The organism is Streptomyces sp. NPDC096132, assembly GCF_044763345.1.
Classification (GTDB): Bacteria; Actinomycetota; Actinomycetes; order Streptomycetales; family Streptomycetaceae; genus Streptomyces.
Genome location: NZ_JBIWGA010000002.1, coordinates 720,881 through 743,453 on the forward strand (window position 1 = coordinate 720,881; position 22,573 = coordinate 743,453).

25 protein-coding genes and 1 riboswitch are annotated in these 22,573 nt (G+C 69.6%); of the genes, 15 read left to right on the forward strand and 10 right to left on the reverse strand.

What is annotated here, in order from left to right; all coding sequences use genetic code 11:
* Positions 1–85: 85 nt before the first annotated feature.
* The 5 genes from ACIRF9_RS07650 to ACIRF9_RS07670 form a co-directional block, all read right to left on the reverse strand.
* Positions 86–403, reverse strand: coding sequence for a hypothetical protein (locus tag ACIRF9_RS07650; RefSeq protein ID WP_403817847.1), 318 nt, complete (start codon positions 401–403; stop codon positions 86–88).
* 255 nt (positions 404–658) lie between these two features.
* Entirely contained in the window at positions 659–1,513 is an 855-nt protein-coding gene (locus ACIRF9_RS07655; protein ID WP_403817850.1) for a protein spdB, read from the reverse strand.
* Positions 1,510–1,779, reverse strand: coding sequence for a DUF6284 family protein (locus tag ACIRF9_RS07660; RefSeq protein WP_403817852.1), 270 nt, complete (start codon positions 1,777–1,779; stop codon positions 1,510–1,512). The genes ACIRF9_RS07655 and ACIRF9_RS07660 overlap by 4 nt, the downstream gene beginning before the upstream one ends.
* Positions 1,780–2,078: 299 nt before the next feature.
* Positions 2,079–2,267: a hypothetical protein gene (locus ACIRF9_RS07665; RefSeq protein ID WP_403817855.1), complete on the reverse strand. Its 189-nt coding sequence runs from the start codon at positions 2,265–2,267 to the stop codon at positions 2,079–2,081.
* An 82-nt stretch (positions 2,268–2,349) separates the two neighbouring features.
* On the reverse strand, positions 2,350–2,733 hold the full coding sequence (locus ACIRF9_RS07670; protein ID WP_403817858.1) for an ATPase: 384 nt from the start codon (positions 2,731–2,733) through the stop codon (positions 2,350–2,352).
* A gap of 414 nt (positions 2,734–3,147) precedes the next feature.
* Here ACIRF9_RS07670 and ACIRF9_RS07675 point away from each other — a divergent pair, with 414 nt between their 5' ends.
* The 5 genes from ACIRF9_RS07675 (at position 3,148) to ACIRF9_RS07695 (ending at position 8,382) form a co-directional block, all read left to right on the forward strand.
* Positions 3,148–3,906 carry a GntR family transcriptional regulator gene (locus ACIRF9_RS07675; protein ID WP_403817861.1) on the forward strand — a complete coding sequence of 253 codons (759 nt, stop codon included), beginning with the start codon at positions 3,148–3,150 and terminating at the stop codon, positions 3,904–3,906.
* A complete protein-coding gene (locus ACIRF9_RS07680) occupies positions 3,903–4,448 on the forward strand; it encodes an AAA family ATPase (protein WP_403817864.1) in 546 nt (181 codons plus the stop codon). The genes ACIRF9_RS07675 and ACIRF9_RS07680 overlap by 4 nt, the downstream gene beginning before the upstream one ends.
* Before the next feature lie 324 nt (positions 4,449–4,772).
* The gene (locus ACIRF9_RS07685) at positions 4,773–6,527 is read left to right on the forward strand and encodes an ATP-dependent nuclease (RefSeq protein WP_403817866.1); all 1,755 of its coding nucleotides are present in this window, start codon (positions 4,773–4,775) and stop codon (positions 6,525–6,527) included.
* A gap of 240 nt (positions 6,528–6,767) precedes the next feature.
* A complete protein-coding gene (locus ACIRF9_RS07690) occupies positions 6,768–7,793 on the forward strand; it encodes an MBL fold metallo-hydrolase (RefSeq protein ID WP_403817869.1) in 1,026 nt (341 codons plus the stop codon).
* Positions 7,794–7,950: 157 nt separating this feature from the next.
* The gene (locus ACIRF9_RS07695; RefSeq protein ID WP_403817872.1) at positions 7,951–8,382 is read left to right on the forward strand and encodes a nuclear transport factor 2 family protein; all 432 of its coding nucleotides are present in this window, start codon (positions 7,951–7,953) and stop codon (positions 8,380–8,382) included.
* On the opposite strand, the gene ACIRF9_RS07700 is transcribed toward ACIRF9_RS07695, so the two are convergent.
* Entirely contained in the window at positions 8,379–8,951 is a 573-nt protein-coding gene (locus ACIRF9_RS07700; RefSeq protein WP_403817875.1) for a phosphotransferase family protein, read from the reverse strand. The genes ACIRF9_RS07695 and ACIRF9_RS07700 overlap by 4 nt on opposite strands.
* 180 nt (positions 8,952–9,131) lie before the next feature.
* Positions 9,132–9,261, forward strand: a riboswitch (cobalamin riboswitch).
* Between the two features lie 123 nt (positions 9,262–9,384).
* On the opposite strand from ACIRF9_RS07700, the gene ACIRF9_RS07705 reads away from it, so the two are divergent.
* From ACIRF9_RS07705 to ACIRF9_RS07735, 7 genes are all read left to right on the forward strand, one after another.
* Complete coding sequence (locus ACIRF9_RS07705) at positions 9,385–10,647, forward strand: prenyltransferase/squalene oxidase repeat-containing protein (RefSeq protein WP_403817878.1); 1,263 nt, start codon at positions 9,385–9,387, stop codon at positions 10,645–10,647.
* Positions 10,647–11,291, forward strand: coding sequence for an SCO2322 family protein (locus tag ACIRF9_RS07710; protein ID WP_403817979.1), 645 nt, complete (start codon positions 10,647–10,649; stop codon positions 11,289–11,291). The genes ACIRF9_RS07705 and ACIRF9_RS07710 overlap by 1 nt, the downstream gene beginning before the upstream one ends.
* The gene (locus ACIRF9_RS07715; RefSeq protein WP_403817881.1) at positions 11,284–12,552 is read left to right on the forward strand and encodes an energy-coupling factor transporter transmembrane component T; all 1,269 of its coding nucleotides are present in this window, start codon (positions 11,284–11,286) and stop codon (positions 12,550–12,552) included. Before ACIRF9_RS07710 ends, ACIRF9_RS07715 begins: the two co-directional genes overlap by 8 nt.
* Entirely contained in the window at positions 12,549–14,282 is a 1,734-nt protein-coding gene (locus ACIRF9_RS07720) for an ABC transporter ATP-binding protein (RefSeq protein WP_403817883.1), read from the forward strand. Before ACIRF9_RS07715 ends, ACIRF9_RS07720 begins: the two co-directional genes overlap by 4 nt.
* Positions 14,279–15,088, forward strand: coding sequence for an ECF transporter S component (locus tag ACIRF9_RS07725; RefSeq protein ID WP_403817886.1), 810 nt, complete (start codon positions 14,279–14,281; stop codon positions 15,086–15,088). Before ACIRF9_RS07720 ends, ACIRF9_RS07725 begins: the two co-directional genes overlap by 4 nt.
* Before the next feature lie 317 nt (positions 15,089–15,405).
* Positions 15,406–15,822 (forward strand): transglycosylase SLT domain-containing protein, encoded by a 417-nt coding sequence (locus tag ACIRF9_RS07730; protein ID WP_403817889.1) that lies wholly within the window; start codon positions 15,406–15,408, stop codon positions 15,820–15,822.
* A 172-nt stretch (positions 15,823–15,994) separates the two neighbouring features.
* Positions 15,995–16,705, forward strand: coding sequence for a YoaK family protein (locus ACIRF9_RS07735; RefSeq protein WP_403817892.1), 711 nt, complete (start codon positions 15,995–15,997; stop codon positions 16,703–16,705).
* A gap of 5 nt (positions 16,706–16,710) precedes the next feature.
* On the opposite strand, the gene ACIRF9_RS07740 is transcribed toward ACIRF9_RS07735, so the two are convergent.
* Entirely contained in the window at positions 16,711–17,271 is a 561-nt protein-coding gene (locus ACIRF9_RS07740; RefSeq protein ID WP_403817895.1) for a CGNR zinc finger domain-containing protein, read from the reverse strand.
* 110 nt (positions 17,272–17,381) lie between these two features.
* On the opposite strand from ACIRF9_RS07740, the gene ACIRF9_RS07745 reads away from it, so the two are divergent.
* Entirely contained in the window at positions 17,382–18,263 is an 882-nt protein-coding gene (locus tag ACIRF9_RS07745; protein ID WP_403817898.1) for an alpha/beta fold hydrolase, read from the forward strand.
* A 23-nt stretch (positions 18,264–18,286) separates the two neighbouring features.
* On the opposite strand, the gene ACIRF9_RS07750 is transcribed toward ACIRF9_RS07745, so the two are convergent.
* Positions 18,287–19,522, reverse strand: coding sequence for a cytochrome P450 (locus ACIRF9_RS07750; RefSeq protein ID WP_403817901.1), 1,236 nt, complete (start codon positions 19,520–19,522; stop codon positions 18,287–18,289).
* A gap of 164 nt (positions 19,523–19,686) precedes the next feature.
* Here ACIRF9_RS07750 and ACIRF9_RS07755 point away from each other — a divergent pair, with 164 nt between their 5' ends.
* On the forward strand, positions 19,687–20,856 hold the full coding sequence (locus tag ACIRF9_RS07755) for a steroid 3-ketoacyl-CoA thiolase (protein ID WP_403817904.1): 1,170 nt from the start codon (positions 19,687–19,689) through the stop codon (positions 20,854–20,856).
* Here ACIRF9_RS07755 and ACIRF9_RS07760 read toward each other — a convergent pair.
* Both ACIRF9_RS07760 and ACIRF9_RS07765 read right to left on the reverse strand, forming a co-directional pair.
* On the reverse strand, positions 20,840–21,028 hold the full coding sequence (locus tag ACIRF9_RS07760) for a DUF397 domain-containing protein (RefSeq protein WP_403817907.1): 189 nt from the start codon (positions 21,026–21,028) through the stop codon (positions 20,840–20,842). The two genes, ACIRF9_RS07755 and ACIRF9_RS07760, sit on opposite strands and share 17 nt — an antisense overlap.
* Positions 21,006–21,836: a helix-turn-helix domain-containing protein gene (locus ACIRF9_RS07765; protein ID WP_403817910.1), complete on the reverse strand. Its 831-nt coding sequence runs from the start codon at positions 21,834–21,836 to the stop codon at positions 21,006–21,008. The genes ACIRF9_RS07760 and ACIRF9_RS07765 overlap by 23 nt, the downstream gene beginning before the upstream one ends.
* 78 nt (positions 21,837–21,914) lie before the next feature.
* Between ACIRF9_RS07765 and ACIRF9_RS07770 the strand changes: the two genes are divergently transcribed.
* Complete coding sequence (locus tag ACIRF9_RS07770; protein WP_403817912.1) at positions 21,915–22,349, forward strand: ATP-binding protein; 435 nt, start codon at positions 21,915–21,917, stop codon at positions 22,347–22,349.
* The last annotated feature ends 224 nt before the right edge of the window (positions 22,350–22,573 follow it).

A 22,573-nucleotide genomic window follows, 5' to 3' on the forward strand; every position in this document is an offset into this window, starting at 1 on the left:
CGGGAAAGGGCGAGCGGGAAGGGTGAGTGGCCGGGACGGGTGGGGGCGGGCCGTCCCGGCGGGGTGGTTCAGGCGGTGCGGGCGGTCACCACCAACTGGACGACTTCTTGGCGGCCTTGGCGGCGGCGTACTCGCGCACGATGCGCTGACGCTCGATGTGCAGCGCGGTGATTTCGGCCGTCAGCCGGGTGACCGCCTGCTCCGAGACGGACTCCAGCCGGTTCTCCTGCCGGGTGGTGCTCTTTCCGCGCAGGACCCGGTACGAGCCGCCGGCGAGCGCACCGAGCACGGCGCGCCGCTCGGAGCTGTTCAGGGGCCACATCTCGCCCCGGCGGACCGCCTCGAGCTTGCGGTTCGTCTTACTGATCTCGCGGTCGATGCTGCGGGTGTCGGGCTTGCCCATAGTCAGGAGCTCCCTCGGGAATGAGCGATCGTTGGATAGGGCGCCCCGGCAATGGCCCGCTACGGTGGGCGTGTGGGCGGGGGACCAGAGCACGAGACGCGGCCGTGCAAGTGGTGCCAGGCACCGGTACGCCAGCCACGGAGCCGTTGGCGCCGGCGCCGGTTTTGCAGCAGGGCGCACCGCCGTCGCTATGGGGTTCTGTCGGCGGTCGTGCGCTTCCTGGACGGCCTCTAGCCGGTCATGGGCGGCGCCCCGTCAGACGACGCGCTTCCATGCCGCCCTCAGGCGGACCTCAGAGGCAGAGTGGCCGGCGGTGCGGAAGCGGGCGGCCATCTCTCGGTACGACAGGGCCGGAACCTCGCTGTGCCGGATCTCATCGACCAGGACGTCAAGCTGAGCATCGGTGAGCGCGGGACCCGCCTCCAGCACGCCAACAGGCTCCACAGGGCCCCAGACGGGCAGCTCCCAGGTGGGTGTGACGTCGGGCGTGACGCGGGCCGTCACGCTGGTCAGCGCCCTACCGGTGCCCTCGCCCTGCTGCGCCGTCTCCAGCGTCGACCACGCCCCGGCGAGGGTTGCGGCGGTCTTGGCCTGGACGCGGGCGACGCGCGCGCCAGCCTGCGTCACGGCCGTCAGCCGCGTCTCCTCGGTGGAGGCCTCCGCGCGCAGCCGGGCACGGGCCACGGCCGCCTCGTCGCGGGCTTCCTGCTGGATCCCCCGGATCGCACCGAGGGCGCCGGGGGTCAGCGCGGTGCGCTCCCACAATCCGTGTACCAGCCACAGGGCCTTGGCCGCGACGGGAAGCCACGCCACGGCGAGCCACGCCCCGGACGACTCCTCGGCGAGCAGGGCGTGGGCGATCAGGACGCCTGTGGCGATCAGGCCGAAGAACCAGCCGACGGCGGTCACGGTGGGGCTGTGGTCGCCCTGCGCAGCCAGGCGGCGCTCATAGGCGAGGGTGGCCAGCCATCCGCCGTCGATCCCGAGACCGACGACCAGGGCGACGGGCCATGGCATCGCGGTGCCCAGCCACATCACCACTACGGCGAGGGTGAGCACCATGGACACCGCCGTCATCGCGACGGCGGGCATTGCGGTCTTGGCCTTCACGCCGCACCCCCCGGCGCGCTCGCGCCGACCGTGCGGTTGGCCAGGTCCCGCCGCGCGGCGAGCACCCGGTTCTGCGCACGGCGGATCCGGCGAGCGTCGACCTCGTTCGCGGGGCGGTCGAGGGTCTTGATCTGCGCGTCGAGCAGGTCGACCTCCGCCAGGATCAGCGGGGACTCCAGCTCGATCGCGTCCAGCTCCGCAAGCGACGGCTCACGGTCGAACCCGTCGGCGGTAACAACCACCTGAGCAGCACCGATGTGCTTCATGGGTCGTGGTTCCTTTCACAGGGTGGAACGGCCCGAACAGCACCCCCGGAGTTGCCTCTCCGGGGGTGCGCGCCGTTGGGGGTGAAACCGCGCACAGGGGCGCGCGGCGGGTTGGACGTCTGTTCCCGCCGCGTGTGGACGCGGGGGACGGTCCGGGGTCTGGAGCAGGCGGATTCCGACTCCCCGCGCTCCCGTCCGTCCGATCCGGCGCATCGTGGGCCGGATCGGACGGGCAGGAGAGGCAGCCGGCCGCAGCATGAGGCGCTGCGAAGCCAGGAAGGGGACCGCAGGGAACGCGATCAGTCCTTCGCCCGGTAGCGGTCGAGGGTGTAAAGGTCGCTGAGGTTGTCGAGGGCGGTGTCCAGCCTGCGGGTGGCGCTGCGCAGAGCCTGCTCGTCGCCTGTGGCACGGGCCACCGCCTGGTACTCGCGGGCGGTGGCTGCGGCCAGCTCCTGCGAACGGATCTTGTTCTCCTGGTAGCGGGACATCTGGGTTCCTCTCGGGGTGGGTGGCGGAACGCTGGGCGGTTCCCCTCACCGCCCGTGCGAGACGGGCGGATCGGGCAGCCGGTCAGCGCTGGACGACGTCCTTGGCCATGTCGCGGTGGCGGACGCTCACGCTGTGGCCGGCGGCGGTCAACCGGTCGGCGAGGGCGCGGGCAAAGGTCGGCGCGCGGTGGCGGCCGCCGGCGCATCCGTCAGCGACCGTGACCGTTCCGGCGCTGGGACCGGCGGCGAACGCGGCCACCGCCGTGGCGGTCGCCTCGACCAGGGCGGCGATGCCCGGGGTGCCCATCACGGCGGCCCGGACGGGCGCGTCGTCGGCGGTCATGTACCGGAGCTCCGGCGACACGTGCGGGTCGCGGAAGTGGTGACGCAGGTCGATCGTGAGATGCGCCGCCGGGGGCGCGTCGTGCAGGTAACCGAACGAAACGATCTCGACAGTCGCGGGCATGCGAACTCCAAGAAACGAAGGGGTTGATCCGGCTCCCCTCAGCGCCGCACGTGCGAGACGTGCAGCGGAGGCAACCGGCCGCAGCGAAGCGCTGCGGAGGCTGGTCGTGCAGTCGCGTACGGGGCGCACCCGCACGCATCCGTCCTCTTGCTGGCAGGGGAGGGACGGCCTCCCAAGCACGCTGTTGAGTTCTCAAGCTGCTATCGCTTCCTTCGAGCCCGTTTCACGGGGCCCTCCGGGCGTTTGACGCAACCTTCGGTTCACGCCCGTTTTGCACACAGAGGTGTGCCGAAGTTCAGCGACCGCCGCTCCCCGAAGCGACCGGCGGGCATCCCTAAGGTTCCCTAGGGTTCCCTGCGGTGTCAAGCGGTAAGCTAGGGAACCTCAGGGAAGTGACGACAAGGAGCCAGCGACATGGCAGGCCAGGCTGACAATCGGGCGCCGTACGCGAAGATCGCCGCCCACTACACGGAGCTGATTACGTCTGGTCAGCTACAGCCGGGATCGCTCTTGCCGAGCATCAAGAACCTCGCGGAAGAGTGGCAGGTGAGCACCGCGACGGCCGAGAAAGCCCTGCGCAAGCTGCGCAACGAGGGTCTTGTCCGAGGGATCCACGGAATCGGAACAGAGGTCCTGGACCAGCCGGCTCCGATGTCTTCTGGGGCCCAGCGCCAAGATCGGGGGCGCCGTACCGGATCTAGTTGGGGGACGGGCGAACGGTCCGACTCGCATCAGGCTGCTGTGGTGCCTGCACCCGCAGACGTGGCGGCCGCACTGGACGTCACAACCGGTTCGGATGTAATCAGGCGACGGCGCGTGTACCGCGACCGGCACGGGATCGTCGCGCACTCCACGTCGTGGATCCCCGTCCGGTACGGGAAGTTGATCCCGGAGCTGATGAACAGCGCCCGCCTGACGGGCGGAACGTCGCTACAACTCATCACCCAGGCCACCGGCCGACCGATCACCCATCGAATCGACACCGCATCAGCGCGCCTACTGACGCCCGAGGACGCGGAACTCTTGGAGCTGAACTCCGCGAACCCGCCGGCCGAGCCGGTAGTCGTGATGACGGCAAAGTTCGTTGACAGTGAGAGCAACGTTGTGGAGTACGGCGTTGACCTAGGCGGTCCCGGCCGTACATGGCGCACCGAATCGGAAGTCGCCCAGTGACAGGCGCCAACAGCGCCTCCCGGCCGTTCTGCGTGCTGATGGCAGGACTCCCCGGCTCAGGCAAGACGACACTTTCCCGCGCGCTCACAGACCGTGGCTTCGTAAGGCTTTGCCCGGACGAAGAGATGTTCCGTCGACACGGCGTATACGGAGTCGACTTCCCGCGAGGCGTCTTTCCGACCCTCGAAAAGCCGGTCCTCGAAGAAATCTCAGAGGAACTGCGCGAGCAACTCCGGGCCGGTCATGACGTGGTGGTCGATCACGGTTTCTGGACGCCGGATGACCGCGCTCATTGGTGTTCGATTGCGACGGACGCCGGTGCGAGCACGGTGCTGGTCTACTTGGAAGCGAGTCACGAAGAACTCTGGTCCCGCGTGAGCAGGCGTAATGCCCAGCATGAAGCCGATCCAAACTCGATCTACTTCGCCGAAAGTGACCTGCTGCGCTACAGGACCCGGTTCATGCCTCCCGGGCCGGACGAACCGCACCTCGTCTACGACGGGGACCCCAAGTCGGTACTGAAGTCCCTGCAAGAGAGATAGGAGGTGCAACCGGCGCCCGCGCGCCCTCCTGGCAACTCCGACACAGCGCTTCCACCGCCGTGGCAGCGGCTCGGCAAGTAGGGACCCAGTCAGGGGATAGACCACTCCTTCAAGGTCGGCAAGCAACGAACGCCACCCTTCATGAAGATTCCGGGCCCAGGGTGCGCCCCTCCGCGCGATGGCTCACGGGCACGATAACCCGCGCTGCTGAGTTCTACTGAACGCCCCACAGGCTGCGGGTGGTGCGGCATGATGTGCCCCAAGTCATGAGATATGCGGGCTCAGACCCGTCCATGCAGGGGGTGCGCCTTGGAAGCTCACGAAATGCACGTTGCCAACTCGGAGGAGTTCGCAGTCAGTTTTACCGATGTCACCATTCCGACGGGACAAACGATCACCCTCCCTTCGCCAGGTGTCACCGTTTTCGTAGGACCAAACAACGTGGGAAAATCAACCGTACTGCGACAAATGATCGCCACGAGCGTCCAAGGGCATGCGGGTGACGCACCTAGACTCGTAGAAGGAATGACCCTCCAGATTTCCGGGGGAATCGACGATGCCCGTTCGTGGCTTCGACAGCACTCCCGGTCGCTGGGAGAAAACGATCTCGAGACTTTCAATAAGCCGAATAGCCCACAGTTGCGCAGTGAACAAGTTCCTTACTTTCTCTCAGGCGCGAAAAACAACCGAGGACTAGGGAGCCTTCAGACTTTCGTCGTTTTCTACGGCGATCCATGGAATAGACTCAGCTCCGTAGGACCCACAGAAATGCGGGACATGATCGAACAGCCCCCCGCACACGCAATCCATGCCCTTCAGGACGACACTGGTCTATTCTCGGAGTTGAGCGAGCTATGTGAACGAGTCTTTCAGCGCCCACTAACACTGGACACGTTGAGCAAAAGCATGAACATTCGAGTAGGCAAGCCTACCGTTGAAGCTCCCCCCGTGGATCAAGTCACACAAGAATACAGGACAGCACTTTCAGATCTGCCGCGCCTCGAAAACCAAGGGGACGGCATGCGCAGTTTCATCGGATTGATGCTACCGCTCATTACGGCAAGTTATCAGATCATCATGATTGATGAGCCAGAGGCATTCCTGCACCCCCCTCAGGCCACGCAACTAGGTAAGATCCTGGGGGATTTGGCACGGCAGAAAAAAGTGCAGGTGATCATGGCGACCCATGACAAGAACGTACTTTCCGGCCTGCTGCAATCTGAAGCCGACATCTCGATTGTTCGACTGGATAGAACCTCTGATAATGCCACAACTGCACACCAGTTGAGCGTTCCAAACCTGAAGCGCATTTGGGCTGATCCCGTATTGCGTCACACGAACGTGCTAGAGGGCCTGTTTCACAAACTGACAGTTTTGGCCGAAGGGGATCGAGACTGCACATTCTTCAACGCCACTCTGGAGCACCTCGACACGCAGCAGAAACTTCCCCTGTCTCCGTCCGACGTTCTCTTTGTGCCATCCGGCGGCAAAGGAGGACTTCCGCTACTGATCGACGTCCTGTCTTCCGCCAGTGTTCCTATTGTCGCTAGTCCAGATCTGGACTTCCTCGACGACAAGGACTTTGTAAAACGTCTTATCTCTTCATTCGGTGGGGACTGGGCAGCGTTCGAAAAACTCTACGATCAAGCCACTCAACCCTTTAGGCAGCCACGAGACAAGTTCCAGGTATCGGTAGTCCTGAAATCCTTGAATGAATTCTTTAGAGATCGCCTCAACGACACCTTCGACGCGGCGGTCGCAGAAGACTTTCGCACTTTGGTGCGCGCAAAGGAAAGTCCGTGGAGAGCTTTGAAGAGGTATGGGGTTGCAGCGTGGAATGAGAATCCAGCTGCAGCCCAAGCAGCTACCACTCTTTTGAATAAACTGGATTCCCTCGGAATCGTGGCAGTGCGTGTTGGTGAGCTTGAGAAATTTGCACCCACACTCAATGTCAGGAAAGGACCCGAGTGGGTTCCTGCGGCCATTAAAGACGGCTACCACCGAAAGGAGGCGGCGCAGGATCACCTGAAGAGGCTGGTACTGCCCCCGCGAAACGGACGCGCGCTGCCATCCAACTGACAGGACATCACTCGAACGTGGAGCCCTCCCCCACCCAAACGGCACCGAAGCGCGCACAGCGCAGTGGGCGCTAGCCGGGCCGCCCCTGGGCCGTCCCAGGGCGGCCGACAACGACCAATAACGACAGACAACGGCCGCTCCACGGCTGGTCACAGCGCCCCGCTCAGGCCTCCCCCCTGGCCAATCTGACACTTCATCAGTTCTAGTTATAGTGGGCAATGGCCGTGGAACGGAGGGCAGATGACGAGGACGTTCGATCATGGCGGGGGTGTGCGGTCCCTGCGGGTCCCCATCCCGGACAACCCGCTCGGGTTCACTCTCGTGTACGTCGTCGACACCGACCGGGGGCCCGTGCTGATCGACACCGGGTGGGACGATCCGACGTCCCTGGACTCCCTCGCCGCGGGTCTCACGGCGTGCGGTACGGCGGTGTCGGAGGTGCACGGGGTGGTCGTCACCCACCACCACCCCGACCACCACGGCCTCTGCGGCAAGGTGCGGGAGGCCTCCGGGGCGTGGATCGCGATGCACGCGGCGGACGCGTCGATCGTGCGGCGGACCCGGGAGACCCGAGCCGAGCGCTGGTACACGTACATGGCGGACAAGCTGGCCGCCGCCGGCGCCCCCGACGAGCACATCGCACCCCTGCGCACGGCCCGGCGCCGCACCTTCCCCGGGCTCTCCCCCGCCCTCCCCGACCGCGAGATCACCCCCGGCGAACTCCTCGACCTGCCCGGCCGCCGGCTGCGCGCGATCTGGACGCCGGGCCACACCCCCGGCCATGTCTGCCTCCACCTGGAGGAGGACCACCCGGCCCGGCTCCCCGGGCACGGACGGCTGTTCTCCGGCGACCACCTCCTGCCCGAGATCACCCCCCACATCGGCCTCTACGAGGACCCCGACGACACCACCGTCACCGACCCCCTCGGCGACTACCTCGACTCCCTCGAACGCGTCGGCCGCCTCGCCCCCGCCGAGATCCTCCCGGCCCACCAGTACGCCTTCACCGACGCCCCGTCCCGCGTACAGGAGCTGCTCACCCACCACGAGACCCGTCTCACCGACCTCCACGCCCTGCTCGCCACCCCGCTCACCGCCTGGCAGCTCGCCGAACGCATGGAGTGGAACCGCCCCTGGGACCAGATCCCCTACGGGTCGCGGAACATCGCCGTCTCGGAGGCGGAGGCCCATCTGCGGCGACTGGTGAAGCTGGGGCGGGCGGAGGCGGTGACGGGAAGCGATCCGGTGAGGTACGTGGCGGTGTGACGGGCGCGAGGCGCGGTGAGGTGGAGGGGGTCTCACGGAGCGTTACGTGAAGGTCCGCTGTGAGCGGTGCCGTTCACGGAAGGGAACCACGCCGTTCACGACCCGGCTCTACGGTGCTCCCCACACCCCTCCCGGATTCCCCCTGGGGGCACCACCCATGGACCCGATCGCGCAGCTCCTCGCCGAACGCGCCTGCCAGCGCCTGCTCCTCGACCTCGTCCGCCGTCTCGACCTCGGCGAACCCGGCTCCGTGGCCGAACTGTTCACCGAGGACGGCACATGGGCCTGGCCCGAGGGCGACCGCCTGGTCAAGGGCCGCGCCGCCCTGCGCGCCCACTTCGGTTCCCACCCCGCCGACCGCCACGCCCGCCGGCTGATGGCCGACGTCCGCGTCGAGGTGACGTCCCCGGACACGGCGAGGGCGACCTCGTACTTCACGACGTACCGGGTGGACCCGGCACCGGTCACGGCCGCCCCGGTCGGGATCGGCCACTACGAGGACACCCTCCGCCGCGGCCCCGACGGCTCCTGGCTGCTCGCGGCCCGCACCCTGCGCCTGCCCTGCGACGGCCCGACGCCCCGGCTCTAGCTCGCGAACGACCGGATCAACTCCCCGGCCGCGCCGAGGAGTCCGACCTCCTCCCGGCTCATCGTCGGGTTGGCCGCGCGCCGCCGCAGCGCCTCCGCGAGGCCCTCCTCGGTGAGCCGGGACGGGTCCGCGAGCAGGGAGGCCAGGATCGCGTGGGCCGGTGCGGCGACCGGGTCGGCGGAGACGGCGACCTGGGCGAGGATCACCGAGGACATGCCCCAGTCCAGGCCCGGCTCGCCGTCCTCAGCGGTGCCCCAGTCGATGACCCGGGGGCCGTCGGCGGTGAGGATGACGTTGTCGGGGTGGAGGTCGAGGTGCAGGACGCGCAGGCCGGGCGCGTCCGGGAGACGCCCGGGGACGGCGTGCAGCTCACGCAGCAGCCGGGCGAGGACGGCGCCTGCCTCCTGCGGGCCGAGCGTGCCGGCCCGAACGCCTGGAGCATGGTCGGCCCGTCCAGACGTTCCATCACCAGGTCGGTGCGCGAGCCGGCGGGACGGACCGCGGGCGCGGGGTAGCCGTGCCGCCGTACGTGCGCGATCACCGCCGCCTCCGCCGCGGCGTCGAACCACCCCTCCCGGTCGCGGCGCAGCACCCACCCCTCGTCGATCTCGTACACGTCGGCCGTACGGCCGGAGCCGAGCAGTCGGCCCGGGCCGGGCACCTTCCCCCTGATGGTCATGGCCAGAACATAGCGGGCCCCGACCGGCCCCGGAGTCACCCTCACAGCCACCCCTCAGGCGCTTGGCTACCTGCGGGTAGAGTGACCGGGTCGTCATCACACCCGTACAGGGGGAAGCCGGTGCAATTCCGGCGCTGACCCCGCAACCGTGAGCCACCACGCCGGTGGCGAGCCGGACTGCCCCGTACGGGACGTTGACCGGCTCACGTGCACGGCAACCCGCCGTCGCACGGCACCGTCGAGGTCTACGGAGCCGAGCCGCCGGGGCGTCCCGTGCTGCCCGGCTCCCCGGATCTCCCGACCGGGAGAGGCACCCGCCGATCATGAAGTTCCGCCGCAGCGCCACGGCCCTGGCCGCCACCACCACCGTCGTGGCCGCCGGCACCGCCGTCGTCCTGGGTGCCGCCGTCCCCTCCGTCGCCGCCACCCCCTCGCCCTCCGCGCCGGTCGCGCTACCCGACGGCCTGTACGGCACCGCCGACCCCACGTACGACGGCGTGTGGCGCCAGTCGCTCGCGCTGCTGGCGCAGGACACGGTGGGCGTGACCCCGGCCGACAAGGCGGTGGAGTGGCTGGCGGGGCAGCAGTGCGCCGACGGCGCGTTCGCACCGTTCCGCGCCGACGCCGCCAAGTCCTGCGACGCCAAGCTCCTGACCGACACCAACAGCACGGCCGCCGCCGTCCAGGCCCTGGCCGCCCTCGGCGGGTACGACGCCGTGACCGACAAGGCCGTCGCCTGGCTGAAGTCCGTGCAGAACGAGGACGGCGGCTGGGGCTACTCCCCCGGCGGGGCCAGCGACACCAACTCGACGTCCGTCGTCGTCGGCGCGCTGACCGCCGTGGGAGAGCAGCCCGGCAAGGTCCGCAAGGACGACCGGTCCCCGTACGACGCCCTGGTGAAGCTCGCCCTGCCGTGCAAGGGCGACGGGGCGGGCGCGTTCGCCTACCAGCCGGACAAGAAGGGCGGGCTCGCCGCCAACGCGGACGCCACGGCGGCGGGCGTGGTGGGCGCGCTCGGCAAGGGGCTGGTGGTGAAGGGCGGCAAGCAGGCCGCCGCGACCTGCGCCGACGCCGGCTACCCGACCCCGCAGCAGGCCGCCGCCAACGGCGCCTCCTACCTCGCGGGGGCCCTCACCGAGGACGGGTATCTGAAGTCCGTCCTGCCTGGAGCCGAGGACCAGCCCGACTACGGCAACACCGCCGACGCGGTGGTCGCGCTCGCCGCGCAGGGCGGGGCCGCGCGGGCGGAGAAGCCGCTGCGGTGGCTGGAGCGGAACTCCGCGTCCTGGGCGAAGCAGAGCGGCCCCGCCGCCTACGCCCAGCTCGTCTTCGCGGCGCACGCCACGGGCACCGACCCCCGTGACTTCGGCGGCACCGACCTGGTCGCACAACTCAACGCGACCGGGCCCGCGCCGCGGACCGAGCAGGTTCTCGAGAACACGGACACGGCGGAGCAGAAGGACACGGCAGAGAAGAAGGACGACGGCGACACGGGCTACGGCACCTGGTGGACCGTCGGTGTCTTCCTCGTCGCCGGCATCGGCATCGGCTTCCTGATCAGCGGCCGCAGGAAGCAGCAGCCGTGATGCGCCCCGCCCGCGCCCTGCTCCTGGCGCTGACGTTCCTTCTCCTGGCCCCTGCCCCGGCCCACGCCACCGGCTACCGCTACTGGTCCTTCTGGGAACGCACCGGCGACCAGTGGACGTACGCCACCGAGGGACCGGGCACGGCCCGCCCCTCCGACGGTGACGTCCAGGGCTTCCGCTTCGCGGTCAGCGAGGACTCGCAGGACGCGTCCCAGCCGCGGGGCGCGGCCTCCTTCGGCGCGATCTGCGCGAGGACGCCCGCGAAGTCAGGTACGAAGCGGGTCGCCCTGGTCATCGACTTCGGCACGCGGAAGGACGCCCCGTCCGGCGAAACCCCGCCGGCCCTCCGCTGGGCCTGCGCCCAGGTCTCCCCCGACGCCACCACGGCCCAGGCCCTCGCCCAGACCGCCAAGCCCCTCCGCTACGACACGAACGCCCTGCTCTGCGCCATCGCCGACTACCCGAGAACGGGCTGCGGCGAGCAGGTCTCCACGGACAACACGAACGAACCGAAGAAGCCGACGGCAACGAAGGAGACAGGCAAGGACACGGGCCCGTCCGTGGGGGTGTACGCGGGCGCGGCCGTCGTGGCCGCCCTGGCAGCAGCAGCGATCTGGCAAGCCCGCCGGCGGAGGAATGACTGACCGCCGCGGCTGCGGGCAGCCATGCCGAAGCCCGCGTAGCTGCGGGCAGTCGTGCCGAAACCCGCGTAGCTGCGGGCAGTCGTGCCGCTGGGGCGGCACGGGTGGGCGCAGCGGCACCCCGCAAGCGCGGGCAAGCGAACCCACCCGCCCACAGCAACCCAGCTCCACGCTGCCGCTACGAGCAGGCACCCCCACCCCCCTCCACCCCGCCGCCTGGTGGCTCTGGTCCCTCTCCCTCGGCACAGCCGCCACCCGCACCACCAACCCCCTCCTCCTCACCCTCCTCCTCACCACCTCCGCCTACGTCGTGGCCACCTGCCGCCCCCGCGCCCAGACCGCCGCCCCCTGGACCCGCTCCTACTCCGCCTTCCTCAAACTCGCCCTCGCCGTCATAGCCATCCGCCTCCTCTTCACCGTCACCCTCGGCTCCCCCATCCCCGGCACCCACACCCTCCTCACCCTCCCCGAGGTCCCCCTCCCCACCTGGGCCCAGGGCATCCGCGTAGGCGGCCCGGTCACCGCCGAGGCCCTCCTCTTCTCCCTCTACGACGCCCTCCGCCTCGCCACCCTCCTCGTCTGTGTCGGCGCGGCGAACGCCCTCGCCAGCCCCTCCCGCCTCCTGAAGTCCCTCCCCGGCGCCCTGTACGAGACCGGCGTGGCCGTCGTGGTCGCCCTCACCTTCGCCCCGAACCTCATCGCCGACGTCCACCGCCTGCGCGCCGCCCGCCGTCTCCGGGGCCGCCCGGACCGAGGCATCCGGGGCCTGCTCCAGGTGGGCCTGCCCGTCCTGGAAGGCGCCCTCGAACGCTCCGTCGCCCTCGCCGCCGCGATGGACACCCGGGGCTACGGCCGTACCGCCGACGTCCCCGCCCCCGTCCGCCGTACGACGACGGCCCTCACCCTCGGCGGCCTGCTCGGCGTCTGCGCGGGAACGTACGGACTACTCACCGCCGCCGGAGCCGACTACGGCCTCCCCCTCCTCCTCGCCGGCCTCACCGCCGCCCTCGCCGGACTGCGCCTGGGCGGCCGCCGTTCCCCGCGCACCCGCTACCGCCCCGACCGCTGGACCCCGCGCGCCTGCCTGACCGCCGCCTCCGGCATCGCGACGGCCACCCTCCTCACCCTCGCCGCCACCACGGACCCGACGGCCCTCCACCCCGGGGTGGTCCCGCTGACCGCGCCCACCCTCCCCCTCTGGCCGGCCGCGGCGGTCCTGCTGGGCCTCCTCCCCGCCTTCCTGCACAAGGAGCAGCCGTCGTGATCCGTTTCGAGAACGTCTCCGTGGCCTACGACGGCTCCCCCCGACCCGCCCTCCACCACGTCGACTTCACGATCCCCGAAGGCGAACTCGTCCTCCTCGCGGGCCCGTCCGGCGTCGGCAAGTCCACGCTCCTCGGCACGGTGTCCGGCCTGGTCCCGCACTTCACCGGGGGCACCCTGCACGGCCGTGTCACGGTCGCGGGCCGCGACACCCGTACCCACAAGCCGCGCGAACTCGCCGACGTGGTGGGCACGGTGGGCCAGGACCCGCTCTCGCACTTCGTGACGGACACGGTCGAGGAGGAGCTGGCCTACGGCATGGAGTCGCTCGGCCTCCCGCCGGACGTCATGCGCCGCCGCGTCGAGGAGACCCTCGACCTCCTCGGCCTCGCCGCCCTGCGCGACCGCCCGCTGGCCTCCCTCTCCGGCGGCCAGCAGCAGCGCGTCGCGATCGGCTCGGTCCTCACCCCGCACCCCCGCGTCCTCGTCCTCGACGAACCGACCTCCGCCCTGGACCCGGCCGCCGCCGAGGAGGTCCTCGCCGTCCTCCTTCGCCTCGTCCACGACCTCGGTACGACGGTGCTGCTCGCGGAACACCGTCTGGAACGCGTCCTCCAGTACGCCGACCGGGTCGCCCTCCTCCCGGCCCCGGGAGCGGCCCCGCGCCTCGGCATCCCGGCCGAGATCATGGCCGTATCGCCGGTGTACCCGCCGGTGGTGGACCTGGGCCGGCTGGCGGGCTGGTCCCCGCTCCCCCTGACGGTCCGCGACGCCCGCCGCAGGGCAGCCGAGCTGCGCACCCGCCTCGACGAGCACGAGCCCCATCCCGTGGCACCTACGGCACCTCACCTCGTCGTACCCGCAGCACCCAACGCCGTAGTACCCGCAGCGCCCCACCCCGTACAGGCACCGCTCCCTTCCCCCGCCCGTCGCCTCTTCCGCCGCACCCGTCGGGCACTCGCACCCGCACCCGCACCCGCACCCCCTGCCGAAGCCCACGCCCTCTCCGTCCGCCGCGACCGCGTCCAGGCCCTGCGCCGCGTCGATCTCAGCGTGTCCCCCGGGGAGACCATCGCCCTCATGGGCCGCAACGGCGCCGGGAAGTCCACGCTCCTCTCCGCCTTCACCGGTCTCGTCGAGCCGTCCGCCGGTGCGGTCCGTGTGGGCGGCGCGACCCCGCACCGCACGCCGCCCCGGGATCTGGTGCGCCGGGTCGGGCTGGTCCCGCAGGAACCCCGTGACCTGCTGTACGCCGACACGGTCGCCGCCGAGTGCGCGGCGGCCGACCGGGACGCCGGCGCCGACCCCGGCACCTGCCGTGACCTGGTCGGCGAGCTTCTCCCGGGGATCACCGACGGCATCCACCCGCGCGACCTCTCCGAGGGCCAGCGCCTCACGCTCGCGCTCGCCGTGGTCCTGACCGCCCGGCCGCCTCTGCTCCTCCTCGACGAACCGACCCGGGGCCTGGACTACGCGGCAAAAGCCCGCCTGGTCGCCGTCCTGCGCGAGCTGGCGACGGCGGGGCACGCGATCGTCCTCGCCACGCACGACGTGGAACTGGCCGCCGAGCTGGCCCACCGGGTCGTCCTGCTCGCCGAGGGCGAGGTGATCGCCGACGGCCCGACGGCGGAGGTGATCGTCTCCTCCCCCTCCTTCGCCCCGCAGGTGACGAAGATCCTGGCCCCGCAGCCGTGGCTCACGGTCACGCAGGTGAGGGAGGCACTCGCATGACCCGGACCGGAGCCGTCCCCCTGGGCCCCCGCTCCCTTCTCTCCCTGGTGCTGGTCAGCACGGTCGGCGTCATCGCCTTCTCCTGGCCCTTCCTCGCCCCGCCCAGCTCCACCCTGAACGCCCACGCCCAGGACGCCCCCTGGCTCTTCGCGGGCCTGCTGGTGCTGCTGGTGGCGGTGGTGGCGGCGACGATCTCGGAGTCAGGGCTCGGCGCGAAGGCGGTCGCCATGCTGGGCGTACTCGCCGCGACGGGTGCCGCCCTGCGCCCGATCGGAGCCGGTACGGCCGGCATCGAGCCCATGTTCTTCCTGATGGTGCTGAGCGGCCGGGTCCTCGGCCCGGGCTTCGGCTTCGTGCTCGGCTCGGTCACGATGTTCGCGTCCGCCCTGCTCACGGGCGGGGTGGGGCCCTGGATGCCCTTCCAGATGCTGGCGATGGGCTGGTTCACGATGGGCGCGGGCCTGCTCCCGGGCCGGGCCGGCCTGCGCGGCCGTACGGAACTCGCGCTGCTCTCCCTCTACGGCTTCCTCGCCGCCTTCGCCTACGGCACGGCGATGAACATGGCCGGCTGGCCGTTCATGGGCACGCTCGCCTCGCGCATCGCGTTCGACCCGGACGCGGCGGTCCCCACGAACCTGGCCCGCTTCGTGGCGTACTGCGTGGCGACCTCGCTGGGCTGGGACCTGGGCCGGGCGGTCGTCACCGTCGTCCTCACGCTGGCCCTCGGCCCGGCCGTGCTCAAGGCGCTACGCAGAGCAACCCGGCGGGCCGCGTTCGAGACCGCGGTCACGTTCGAGGACCGTTGACCGGTGAAGCACCCCACATGACTCACATCACCTACTAGTCACCCTAGTGGTGCATATCGGACGCCATGTCCACGCCATCATACCCTCTGACCTGCGGATTGAGAGCCAGGTCACACAAACGACCTTCACCCCAAGTACGGCCACAACTAGCAAAAGGGGTCTTTGCGGACGCTTCCGGATCCTGCTTCTCTGGATGACGTCGCACGGCGCCGACAAGCCCACGGGCCTCGGCGCCGACGCATGCAGCGGGCAGGCGATCAGCCAGTCACCTCGTAGCGCACCGCGACCGCATCTGTCCCCGAAGAAAAAGGTTCTCCGTGTCCGTCTCCGTCATCCGCCGCATCGCCGCCCCCAAGAAGGCCCTCACCGCCGTCGCCCTGGTCGCCGCCTCCGCCGGCATCGCCATGACCTCGGCTCCGGCCCACGCGGCGACCACGTCCTCGGCCTCCCAGGCCCAGGCGATCGCGCACAAGATGATCCCGGACGCGGCTCAGTACAACGCCTTCGCCAACATCGTGAAGCACGAGTCCAACTGGAACGTCAGCGCCACCAACGCCTCCTCCGGCGCCTACGGCCTCGTCCAGGCCCTGCCCGGCTCCAAGATGGCCTCGGCCGGCTCCGACTGGAAGACCAACGCCGCCACCCAGATCAAGTGGGGTCTGGACTACATGAACTCCCGCTACGGCAGCCCGGCCGCCGCCTGGAACTTCTGGCAGGCCAACAACTGGTACTGAGCCACGCCCACCTCACCGTCGTAGAGACAGACGCAGCGGCGGCGGCCCCCGATCCGGGGGGCCGCCGCCTTCGTCGTTTCCCCACCCGGTTTCCCCACCCGGTTTCCCCACCCGGCTTCTCCGCCCGATTCCCTCACCCGGTTTCCCCACCCGCGCGTGGTCCACTGACCGAATGACGACCCCCGAGCCCGAGCCGGCGCCCGTGGCGCCCGCCCCGGACCGCGAGGCACGCGGCGTACGCCTCAGCCTCGTCCTTCTCGCCCTCACCGTGGTCAGCGGACTGATCGACGCGATCAGCTACCTCGGTCTCGGCCACGTCTTCACCGCGAACATGACGGGCAACGTCGTGATCCTCGGCTTCGCCGCCGCCGGCGCGCCGGGCTTCTCGGTCCGGCACACCGCGACCTCCCTCGCCTTCTTCCTCGCGGGCGCGGCCACGGGCGGCCGGGTCGTCCGGGGCACCGGCCGCGGCTCGCGCCGGACCTGGACCCGGATCACCCTCGCCTGCGAAGCGGTCCTCCTGACCGCCGCCTCCGCCGTCGCCTTCGTCACCTCGGAGGACGGCCGGCTCCGGGTCTACGTGGTCATCGCCCTCACCGCCTTCGCCATGGGTCTGCGCAACGCGACGGTCCAGAAACTGGCCGTGCCCGCCCTCTCCACGACCACCGTCGTGACCATGACCCTGACCGGCCTGGCCTCCGACTCCCATCTCGGCGGCGGCACGGGCCAACGCTCGCGCCGTCGCGCCGCGGCCGTGACGGCGATGTTCGCGGGCGCGGTCCTCGGCGCCGCCCTGGCCCTGCACCACGGAATCGCCGCCCCGCTGCTGCTGGCGGCGGCAGTGTCGGGGGTCCTGGCGCTGCTGGCCTCCGGCAAGGACTGAACTCCTCACCCGCCGGCCTTGCGCCGCTGATAGTGGCGGGCGACCCGCACCCGGTTGCCGCAACGGGCAGCCGAGCACCAGCGGCGACGCGGATGGGCGGCCAGGAAGAGCAGCACACAGTCGTCGGCCTCGCACTCCCGGATCCTGGCGACCGCAGGGTCGGCCAGCAGTCCGGCGGCGGCCTCCGCGAGACACGCGGCCAGCCGCAGCCCCGGCGAGCCCTCGCGCCGGCGCGCGACGGTCACCGCCGCCCCGCCCCACGTCAGCTCCTCGATCGCCGGCGCGGCCCGCTGCGCCTGGTTGAGCGCCTCCAGGTCGGCGGCCGGGGGCCGCTCCCCCCGCCGGACGTGGCCGAGGACCCGGGCGGTGTGCTCCCGTACGGCGCGCACGACGGCCAGGTCCCCGTCGGTCACCTCCTGCGGCACCGCTTCCGGCAGCCGGTCGGCCTGGAGAGCCCACCAGGCCCGCAGGTCACCCGGGGTCGCGAGCAGATCACCGACGGCCGGACGGGTGTTGACCAGGTCCAGCGCCAGCGGCTCTCCGGTCAGCGGCACGAGATCATTCATACGCCTAATGTTACATCTCCGCGTTGACGCGTTAGCCGGATCGAGCTATACCTGATTCCTGTCACACCTAATGCATGGACTGCCGAACAAGGAATTAGAAGGGACTGGAAATGCTCACCTCTCCCGCCCGCACCGCCCACCGCCACATCGACGTCGACGGCGTCCGCGTCTTCTACCGGGAGTCCCTCCCCGAGCGGGCCGACGCCCCCGTCCTCCTGCTCCTGCACGGTTTCCCGTCCGGCTCCCACCAGTTCCGCCGCCTCATCGACGTACTCGGCACGCACTACCGGCTGATCGCCCCGGACCACCCCGGCTTCGGCCACACCGAGGCCCCGGACGGCTTCACCTACTCCTTCGACCGGCTCGCCGACATCACCGAGGGGTTCGTCCGCGGCCTCGGCCTCGACCGGTTCGTGATGTACGTCTTCGACTACGGCGCGCCCATCGGCTTCCGTGTCGCCGAACGCCATCCCGAATGGATCGCGGGGCTGGTCGTGCAGAACGGCAACGCCTACGAGGAAGGCCTCTCGGACACGGCCCGCGGCCTCCTCTCCCTCAGCCCCGACACACCCGGCGCCGAGGACGCCGTACGAGGCCTGCTCACCCTCGACGGCACCCGCGGCCAGTACGAGACCGGCGTGACCGACCCCGAGCTGGTCGCCCCGGACGGCTGGACCCTCGACCAGCACTTCCTGGACCTGCCGGGCCGCAAGGAGGCCCAGCTCGCACTGACCTTCGACTACCACTCCAACATCGAGAGGTACGACAGCTGGCAGGCGTGGCTGCGCGAGCACACCCCGCCCACCCTCATCACCTGGGGAAGCCACGACCCCTTCTTCCCCGAGCCGGGCGCCCGCGCGTATCTGCGCGACCTGCCCGACGCCGAACTCCACCTCTTCGACACCGGGCACTTCGCGCTCGAGACCCACCTGCCGGAGATCGCCCCGCTGATCGCGGACTTCCTGGACCGGGTCGCCAAGGAGCACGGCTGAGAGCCGGGCCCCTCAGGGGGTGGTCACCCGGCGCTGACCCGCAGCTCCTTCACCCCGTTGATCCAGGCCGACCGCAGCCGACGCGGATCCTCGACGAGCCGCAGGTCCGGCAGGGCGTCGGCGACGGCGTTGAAGATGAGGTTGATCTCGAGCACGGCGAGCGACTTGCCGAGACAGAAGTGCGGTCCGCCGCCACCGAACCCGAGATGGGGATTCGGATCCCGGGTCACATCGAACTCATCAGGCCTGTCGAACACCTCCGGATCATGATTCGCGGAGGCGTAGAAGATCCCGACCCGGTCCCCCTTCCTGATCAGCTTGCCGCCGAGTTCGGTGTCCTGGGTGGCGGTCCGCTGGAAGGAGACGACGGGCGTGGCCCACCGCACGATCTCCTCGGCGGCGGTGTCGGGCCTGCGCTCCTTGTACAGCTCCCACTGCTCGGGATGGGTGAGGAAGGCGTGCATCCCGTGGGTGATCGCGTTCCGGGTGGTCTCGTTCCCGGCGACGGCCAGCATGAGCACGAAGAACCCGAACTCGTCGGAGTTCAGATTCCCCTCGTCCTCGGCGGCCACGAGCGTGGAGACGATGTCGTGCGCCGGACACCGCTTCCGCTCCGCGGCCATGTTCATCGCGTACGAGATCAGCTCGGCGGCGGACTGCTGCCCGACCTCCTCGGTGATGGCGTACTCGGGGTCGTCGTAGGCGATCATCTTGTTGGACCACTCGAAGATCTTGGCCCGGTCGTCCTGGGGGATGCCGATCAGCTCGGCGATGGCCTGAAGGGGCAGTTCACAGGCGACGGAGGTGACGAAGTCGAAGGGGCCGTCGTGCGCGCCGGCGCCGACGGCGATGTCCCGCGCCCGCCGCCGCAGCCGCTCCTCGAGCCCCCTGATGGCCCGGGGCGTGAACCCGCGCTGCACGATCTGCCGCACACGCGTGTGCTCGGGCGGGTCCATGTTCAGCATGATGAAGCGCTGGGCGTCGATCGACTCACGCGGTATGTGGTCGTTGAACCGGATGATCGCGGTGTTGAGGTAGGAGGAGAAGATCTCGGGGTGCGTGGAAACGTACTTCACATCCGCGTGCCGGGTGACGGCCCAGTACCCCTCGTCCTGGAAGCCGGCGACGTTGCCCGACTGGGGGATCCAGCGGACCGGCTCGGCGAGCCGCAGCTCGGCGAACTCCGGGAGGGGAACACGGTGATGCAGCAGGTCGGGATCGGTGAAGTCGAACCCGTCGGGAAGCGCTGGACAGGGCATGGGCAGCTCCAGCCAAAATCTGACACGTCATCAGATACAGATTGCGGTGAAGGTAGTTCAGGGTGCTGAAGGCTGCAAGACCCTTGCGGTGACGCACATCACGTCAGCAGACTGCTCTGAAGAACTAGAACACGTACTAGTTCCTCGGAGGAGGATCCGCACCCATGGCCGCCGAACCCGTGATCGTGGAAGCAGTCCGCACCCCTATCGGCAAGCGCGGCGGCGCGCTGGCCAACCTGCACCCCGCCTACCTCCTGGGCGAGACCTACCGCGAGCTCCTCGGCCGCACCGGCATCCCCGCCGACGCGGTCGAACAGATCGTCGGCGGCACGGTGACCCACGCCGGCGAACAGTCCATGAACCCCGCGAGGACCGCATGGCTCACCATGGGCCTCCCCTACGAGACGGCGGCGACGACGGTCGACTGCCAGTGCGGCTCCTCGCAGCAGGCGTCCCACATGACGGCGAACATGATCGCGGCGGGCGTCATCGACGTCGGCATCAGCTGCGGCGTGGAGGCGATGTCCCGCGTCCCCCTGGGCTCTGGCTCGAAGCACGGCCCGGGCAAGCCCTTCCCGGACGAGTGGAACGTAGACCTCCCGAACCAGTTCGAGGCGGCGGAACGCATCGCCCGCAACCGGGGTCTGACAAGGGCGGACGTCGACGAACTGGGCGTGTTGTCGCAATCCCGCGCCGCGGTGGCCTGGTCGGAGGAACGCTTCAAGAAGGAGACCTTCGCCGTCCAGGTCCCGACCACGGAGGACGAACAGGCGGCCGGCCAGGGAATGTGGCGCCTGGTGGACAGGGACGAGGGCCTGCGGGACACCTCACTGGAGGCCCTGTCCGGCCTGAAGCCGGTCATGCCCACGGCGATTCATACGGCAGGCAACTCCTCCCAGATCAGCGACGGCGCGGCGGCGATCATGTGGTCGTCGAAACGCATGGCCCGCGCCCTGAAACTGAAGCCGAGGGCGAGGATCGTGGCCCAGGCCCTGGTCGGCGCGAACCCGCACTTCCACCTCGACGGCCCCATCGACGCGACACGAGCGGTACTCGGCAAGGCCGGCATGTCCCTGAAGGACATCGACCTGATCGAGATCAACGAGGCCTTCGCGTCGGTGGTGTTGAGCTGGGCGAAGGTCTTCGAAACGGACCTGACCAAGGTCAACGTCAACGGCGGCGCGATCGCCCTCGGCCACCCGGTGGGCGCGACGGGCGCCCGCCTGATCACGACGGCCCTTCACGAACTGGAACGCACCGACAAGGAGTTCGCCCTGATCACCATGTGCGCGGGGGGTGCGCTGGCGACGGGGACGATCATTCAGCGGCTGTAGCGGCCGCCCAGGAGAGGAAGTTCGAGAACACGGCGGGCCGGAGCGTGAGGATGGGGCCCGCCGGGTTCTTGGAGTCGCGGACGGCGATGGTGGAGTAGGTCTCGGCGATCTCTACGCACTCGCCGCCCTGGTCGCCGCTGTACGACGACTTACGCCAGATGCTGCTCTCCATAGCGCTCCTCCATCACTCGCCGGATCAGCTCCGCCGAATCCTTGAGGGAGAGAGCGGCGGCCCGGAGATGATCGTAACGGAGTGAACAGTCCTTGACGGTGTCCAAGTTCGCGCTCGGATGGCCACTGCCGTACCCCTCGGTGTAGACGATGGCCGGGTCGCTGGCGAAGCGGAAGAGGGTGAACGAGCCTTGTGTCCCCGGGTGCGCTCCGACCGCGAACGGCAGCACCTGGATGTTGATCCGAGGATTACCCTCGAACGACAACAAGTGGGCGAGTTGTGCCCGCATGACCTGCCGACCGCCGATCTCCTGACACAGCACGCCCTCCGTGAGGACGACCCAAAAGACAGGAGGGTCGCCCTTCTCGAGAATGCGCTGGCGGGCGAGTCGGACGGCGGTGCGGTCGTCGAGGTCGGTCCGGTCAAGCACGCCAAGGACCGCACGCGCGTACGCCGGGGTTTGCAGCAGACCATGAATGAGGTTGGTCTGAAAGGTACAGATCTCGACGGCCCGCGCTTCCAGCTCGGCCGTCTGCCTGAACCAGGCCGGAAGTTGGCTACGGAGCACAAGGTCGACGAGCCGGGTGAAGAACCCACCGGTCACGAGCGCCGCGTCCACCCGCTCACTGAACTCCGGCGTCGGCACCTTCCGGGCGGTCTCGATCTGCCCCACCAACGACCCGGTGTAGTTGAGAACATCGCCCAGTTGACGTTGCGTGAGCCCAGCGGCCTCCCGCAACCGCCGGAGCTCGAAACCGTAGTAGTCGAGCGGCGAGGCACCAGGGTCGAGGACGTTGATGTGGACCACGGGGAGTCCCCTCTCACGACGGCACGCGTTGCATTCGTTCTGTAGCCCAGCGTAGTCACAGCCGGTCACGCTGGTCCCGTGAACGGATACTTCCCCTCCATCTACGCCCCGCCGATCCCCACGCAGTACCGCATGACCCTCACGGTCGGCACCCACTCGGCCGGCCACATCCGCCGCATCATCCGCAGATTCCTGGAGTACTGGGAACTCGAACCCCTCACGGACGCAGTCGAGTTGGCAACGACAGAACTGATCGCCAACGTCTACCGCCATGTCCCGGACCGCCGCTGCAAGTTGCTCCTGCTGAAGCGGCCGGAGGGAGTCCGGGTGGAGGTGACGGACGACCACCCCGAACTCCCCGCCCAGTCCCTCACCTTGGACCCGGAGTCGGAGACGGGCCGCGGCCTCTTCCTCCTGGGCACCGTGGTCGACAAGTGGGGCGTGTCGCCGACACCCGGGGGCGGAAAGACGGTGTGGTTCGAGTGCGACATCGCCAGCTCCCCAAGACCTTGACCAGTACGGTCAGGAACGGCGAGGCCAGGACAGGCGCCCTCAACGGGGGAGGTCCACAGCACCCCCTCGCTCTGGTCACGGCAGCGCCCGACCGGCCATGCCCCCACCCTTTCGGCGCCCGCTCGCCTTACAGCGCCTAACAGAATGGGCCCTGCGGGCTGACCTACAGAGATCCCGGTTTGCCGTCGGCGACGAACCGCATCAGGGATTGCTCCAGCAGTTCC

Coding starts and splice junctions, on each gene's coding strand:
- ACIRF9_RS07650 (WP_403817847.1), bottom strand. CDS start 403: ATGGGCAAGCCCGACACCCGCAGCATCGACCGCGAGATCAGTAAGACG.
- ACIRF9_RS07660 (WP_403817852.1), bottom strand. CDS start 1,779: ATGAAGCACATCGGTGCTGCTCAGGTGGTTGTTACCGCCGACGGGTTC.
- ACIRF9_RS07665 (WP_403817855.1), bottom strand. CDS start 2,267: ATGTCCCGCTACCAGGAGAACAAGATCCGTTCGCAGGAGCTGGCCGCA.
- ACIRF9_RS07670 (WP_403817858.1), bottom strand. CDS start 2,733: ATGCCCGCGACTGTCGAGATCGTTTCGTTCGGTTACCTGCACGACGCG.
- ACIRF9_RS07675 (WP_403817861.1), top strand. CDS start 3,148: ATGGCAGGCCAGGCTGACAATCGGGCGCCGTACGCGAAGATCGCCGCC.
- ACIRF9_RS07685 (WP_403817866.1), top strand. CDS start 4,773: ATGCACGTTGCCAACTCGGAGGAGTTCGCAGTCAGTTTTACCGATGTC.
- ACIRF9_RS07690 (WP_403817869.1), top strand. CDS start 6,768: ATGACGAGGACGTTCGATCATGGCGGGGGTGTGCGGTCCCTGCGGGTC.
- ACIRF9_RS07695 (WP_403817872.1), top strand. CDS start 7,951: ATGGACCCGATCGCGCAGCTCCTCGCCGAACGCGCCTGCCAGCGCCTG.
- ACIRF9_RS07705 (WP_403817878.1), top strand. CDS start 9,385: ATGAAGTTCCGCCGCAGCGCCACGGCCCTGGCCGCCACCACCACCGTC.
- ACIRF9_RS07710 (WP_403817979.1), top strand. CDS start 10,647: ATGCGCCCCGCCCGCGCCCTGCTCCTGGCGCTGACGTTCCTTCTCCTG.
- ACIRF9_RS07715 (WP_403817881.1), top strand. CDS start 11,284: ATGACTGACCGCCGCGGCTGCGGGCAGCCATGCCGAAGCCCGCGTAGC.
- ACIRF9_RS07725 (WP_403817886.1), top strand. CDS start 14,279: ATGACCCGGACCGGAGCCGTCCCCCTGGGCCCCCGCTCCCTTCTCTCC.
- ACIRF9_RS07735 (WP_403817892.1), top strand. CDS start 15,995: ATGACGACCCCCGAGCCCGAGCCGGCGCCCGTGGCGCCCGCCCCGGAC.
- ACIRF9_RS07740 (WP_403817895.1), bottom strand. CDS start 17,271: ATGAATGATCTCGTGCCGCTGACCGGAGAGCCGCTGGCGCTGGACCTG.
- ACIRF9_RS07745 (WP_403817898.1), top strand. CDS start 17,382: ATGCTCACCTCTCCCGCCCGCACCGCCCACCGCCACATCGACGTCGAC.
- ACIRF9_RS07750 (WP_403817901.1), bottom strand. CDS start 19,522: ATGCCCTGTCCAGCGCTTCCCGACGGGTTCGACTTCACCGATCCCGAC.
- ACIRF9_RS07755 (WP_403817904.1), top strand. CDS start 19,687: ATGGCCGCCGAACCCGTGATCGTGGAAGCAGTCCGCACCCCTATCGGC.
- ACIRF9_RS07760 (WP_403817907.1), bottom strand. CDS start 21,028: ATGGAGAGCAGCATCTGGCGTAAGTCGTCGTACAGCGGCGACCAGGGC.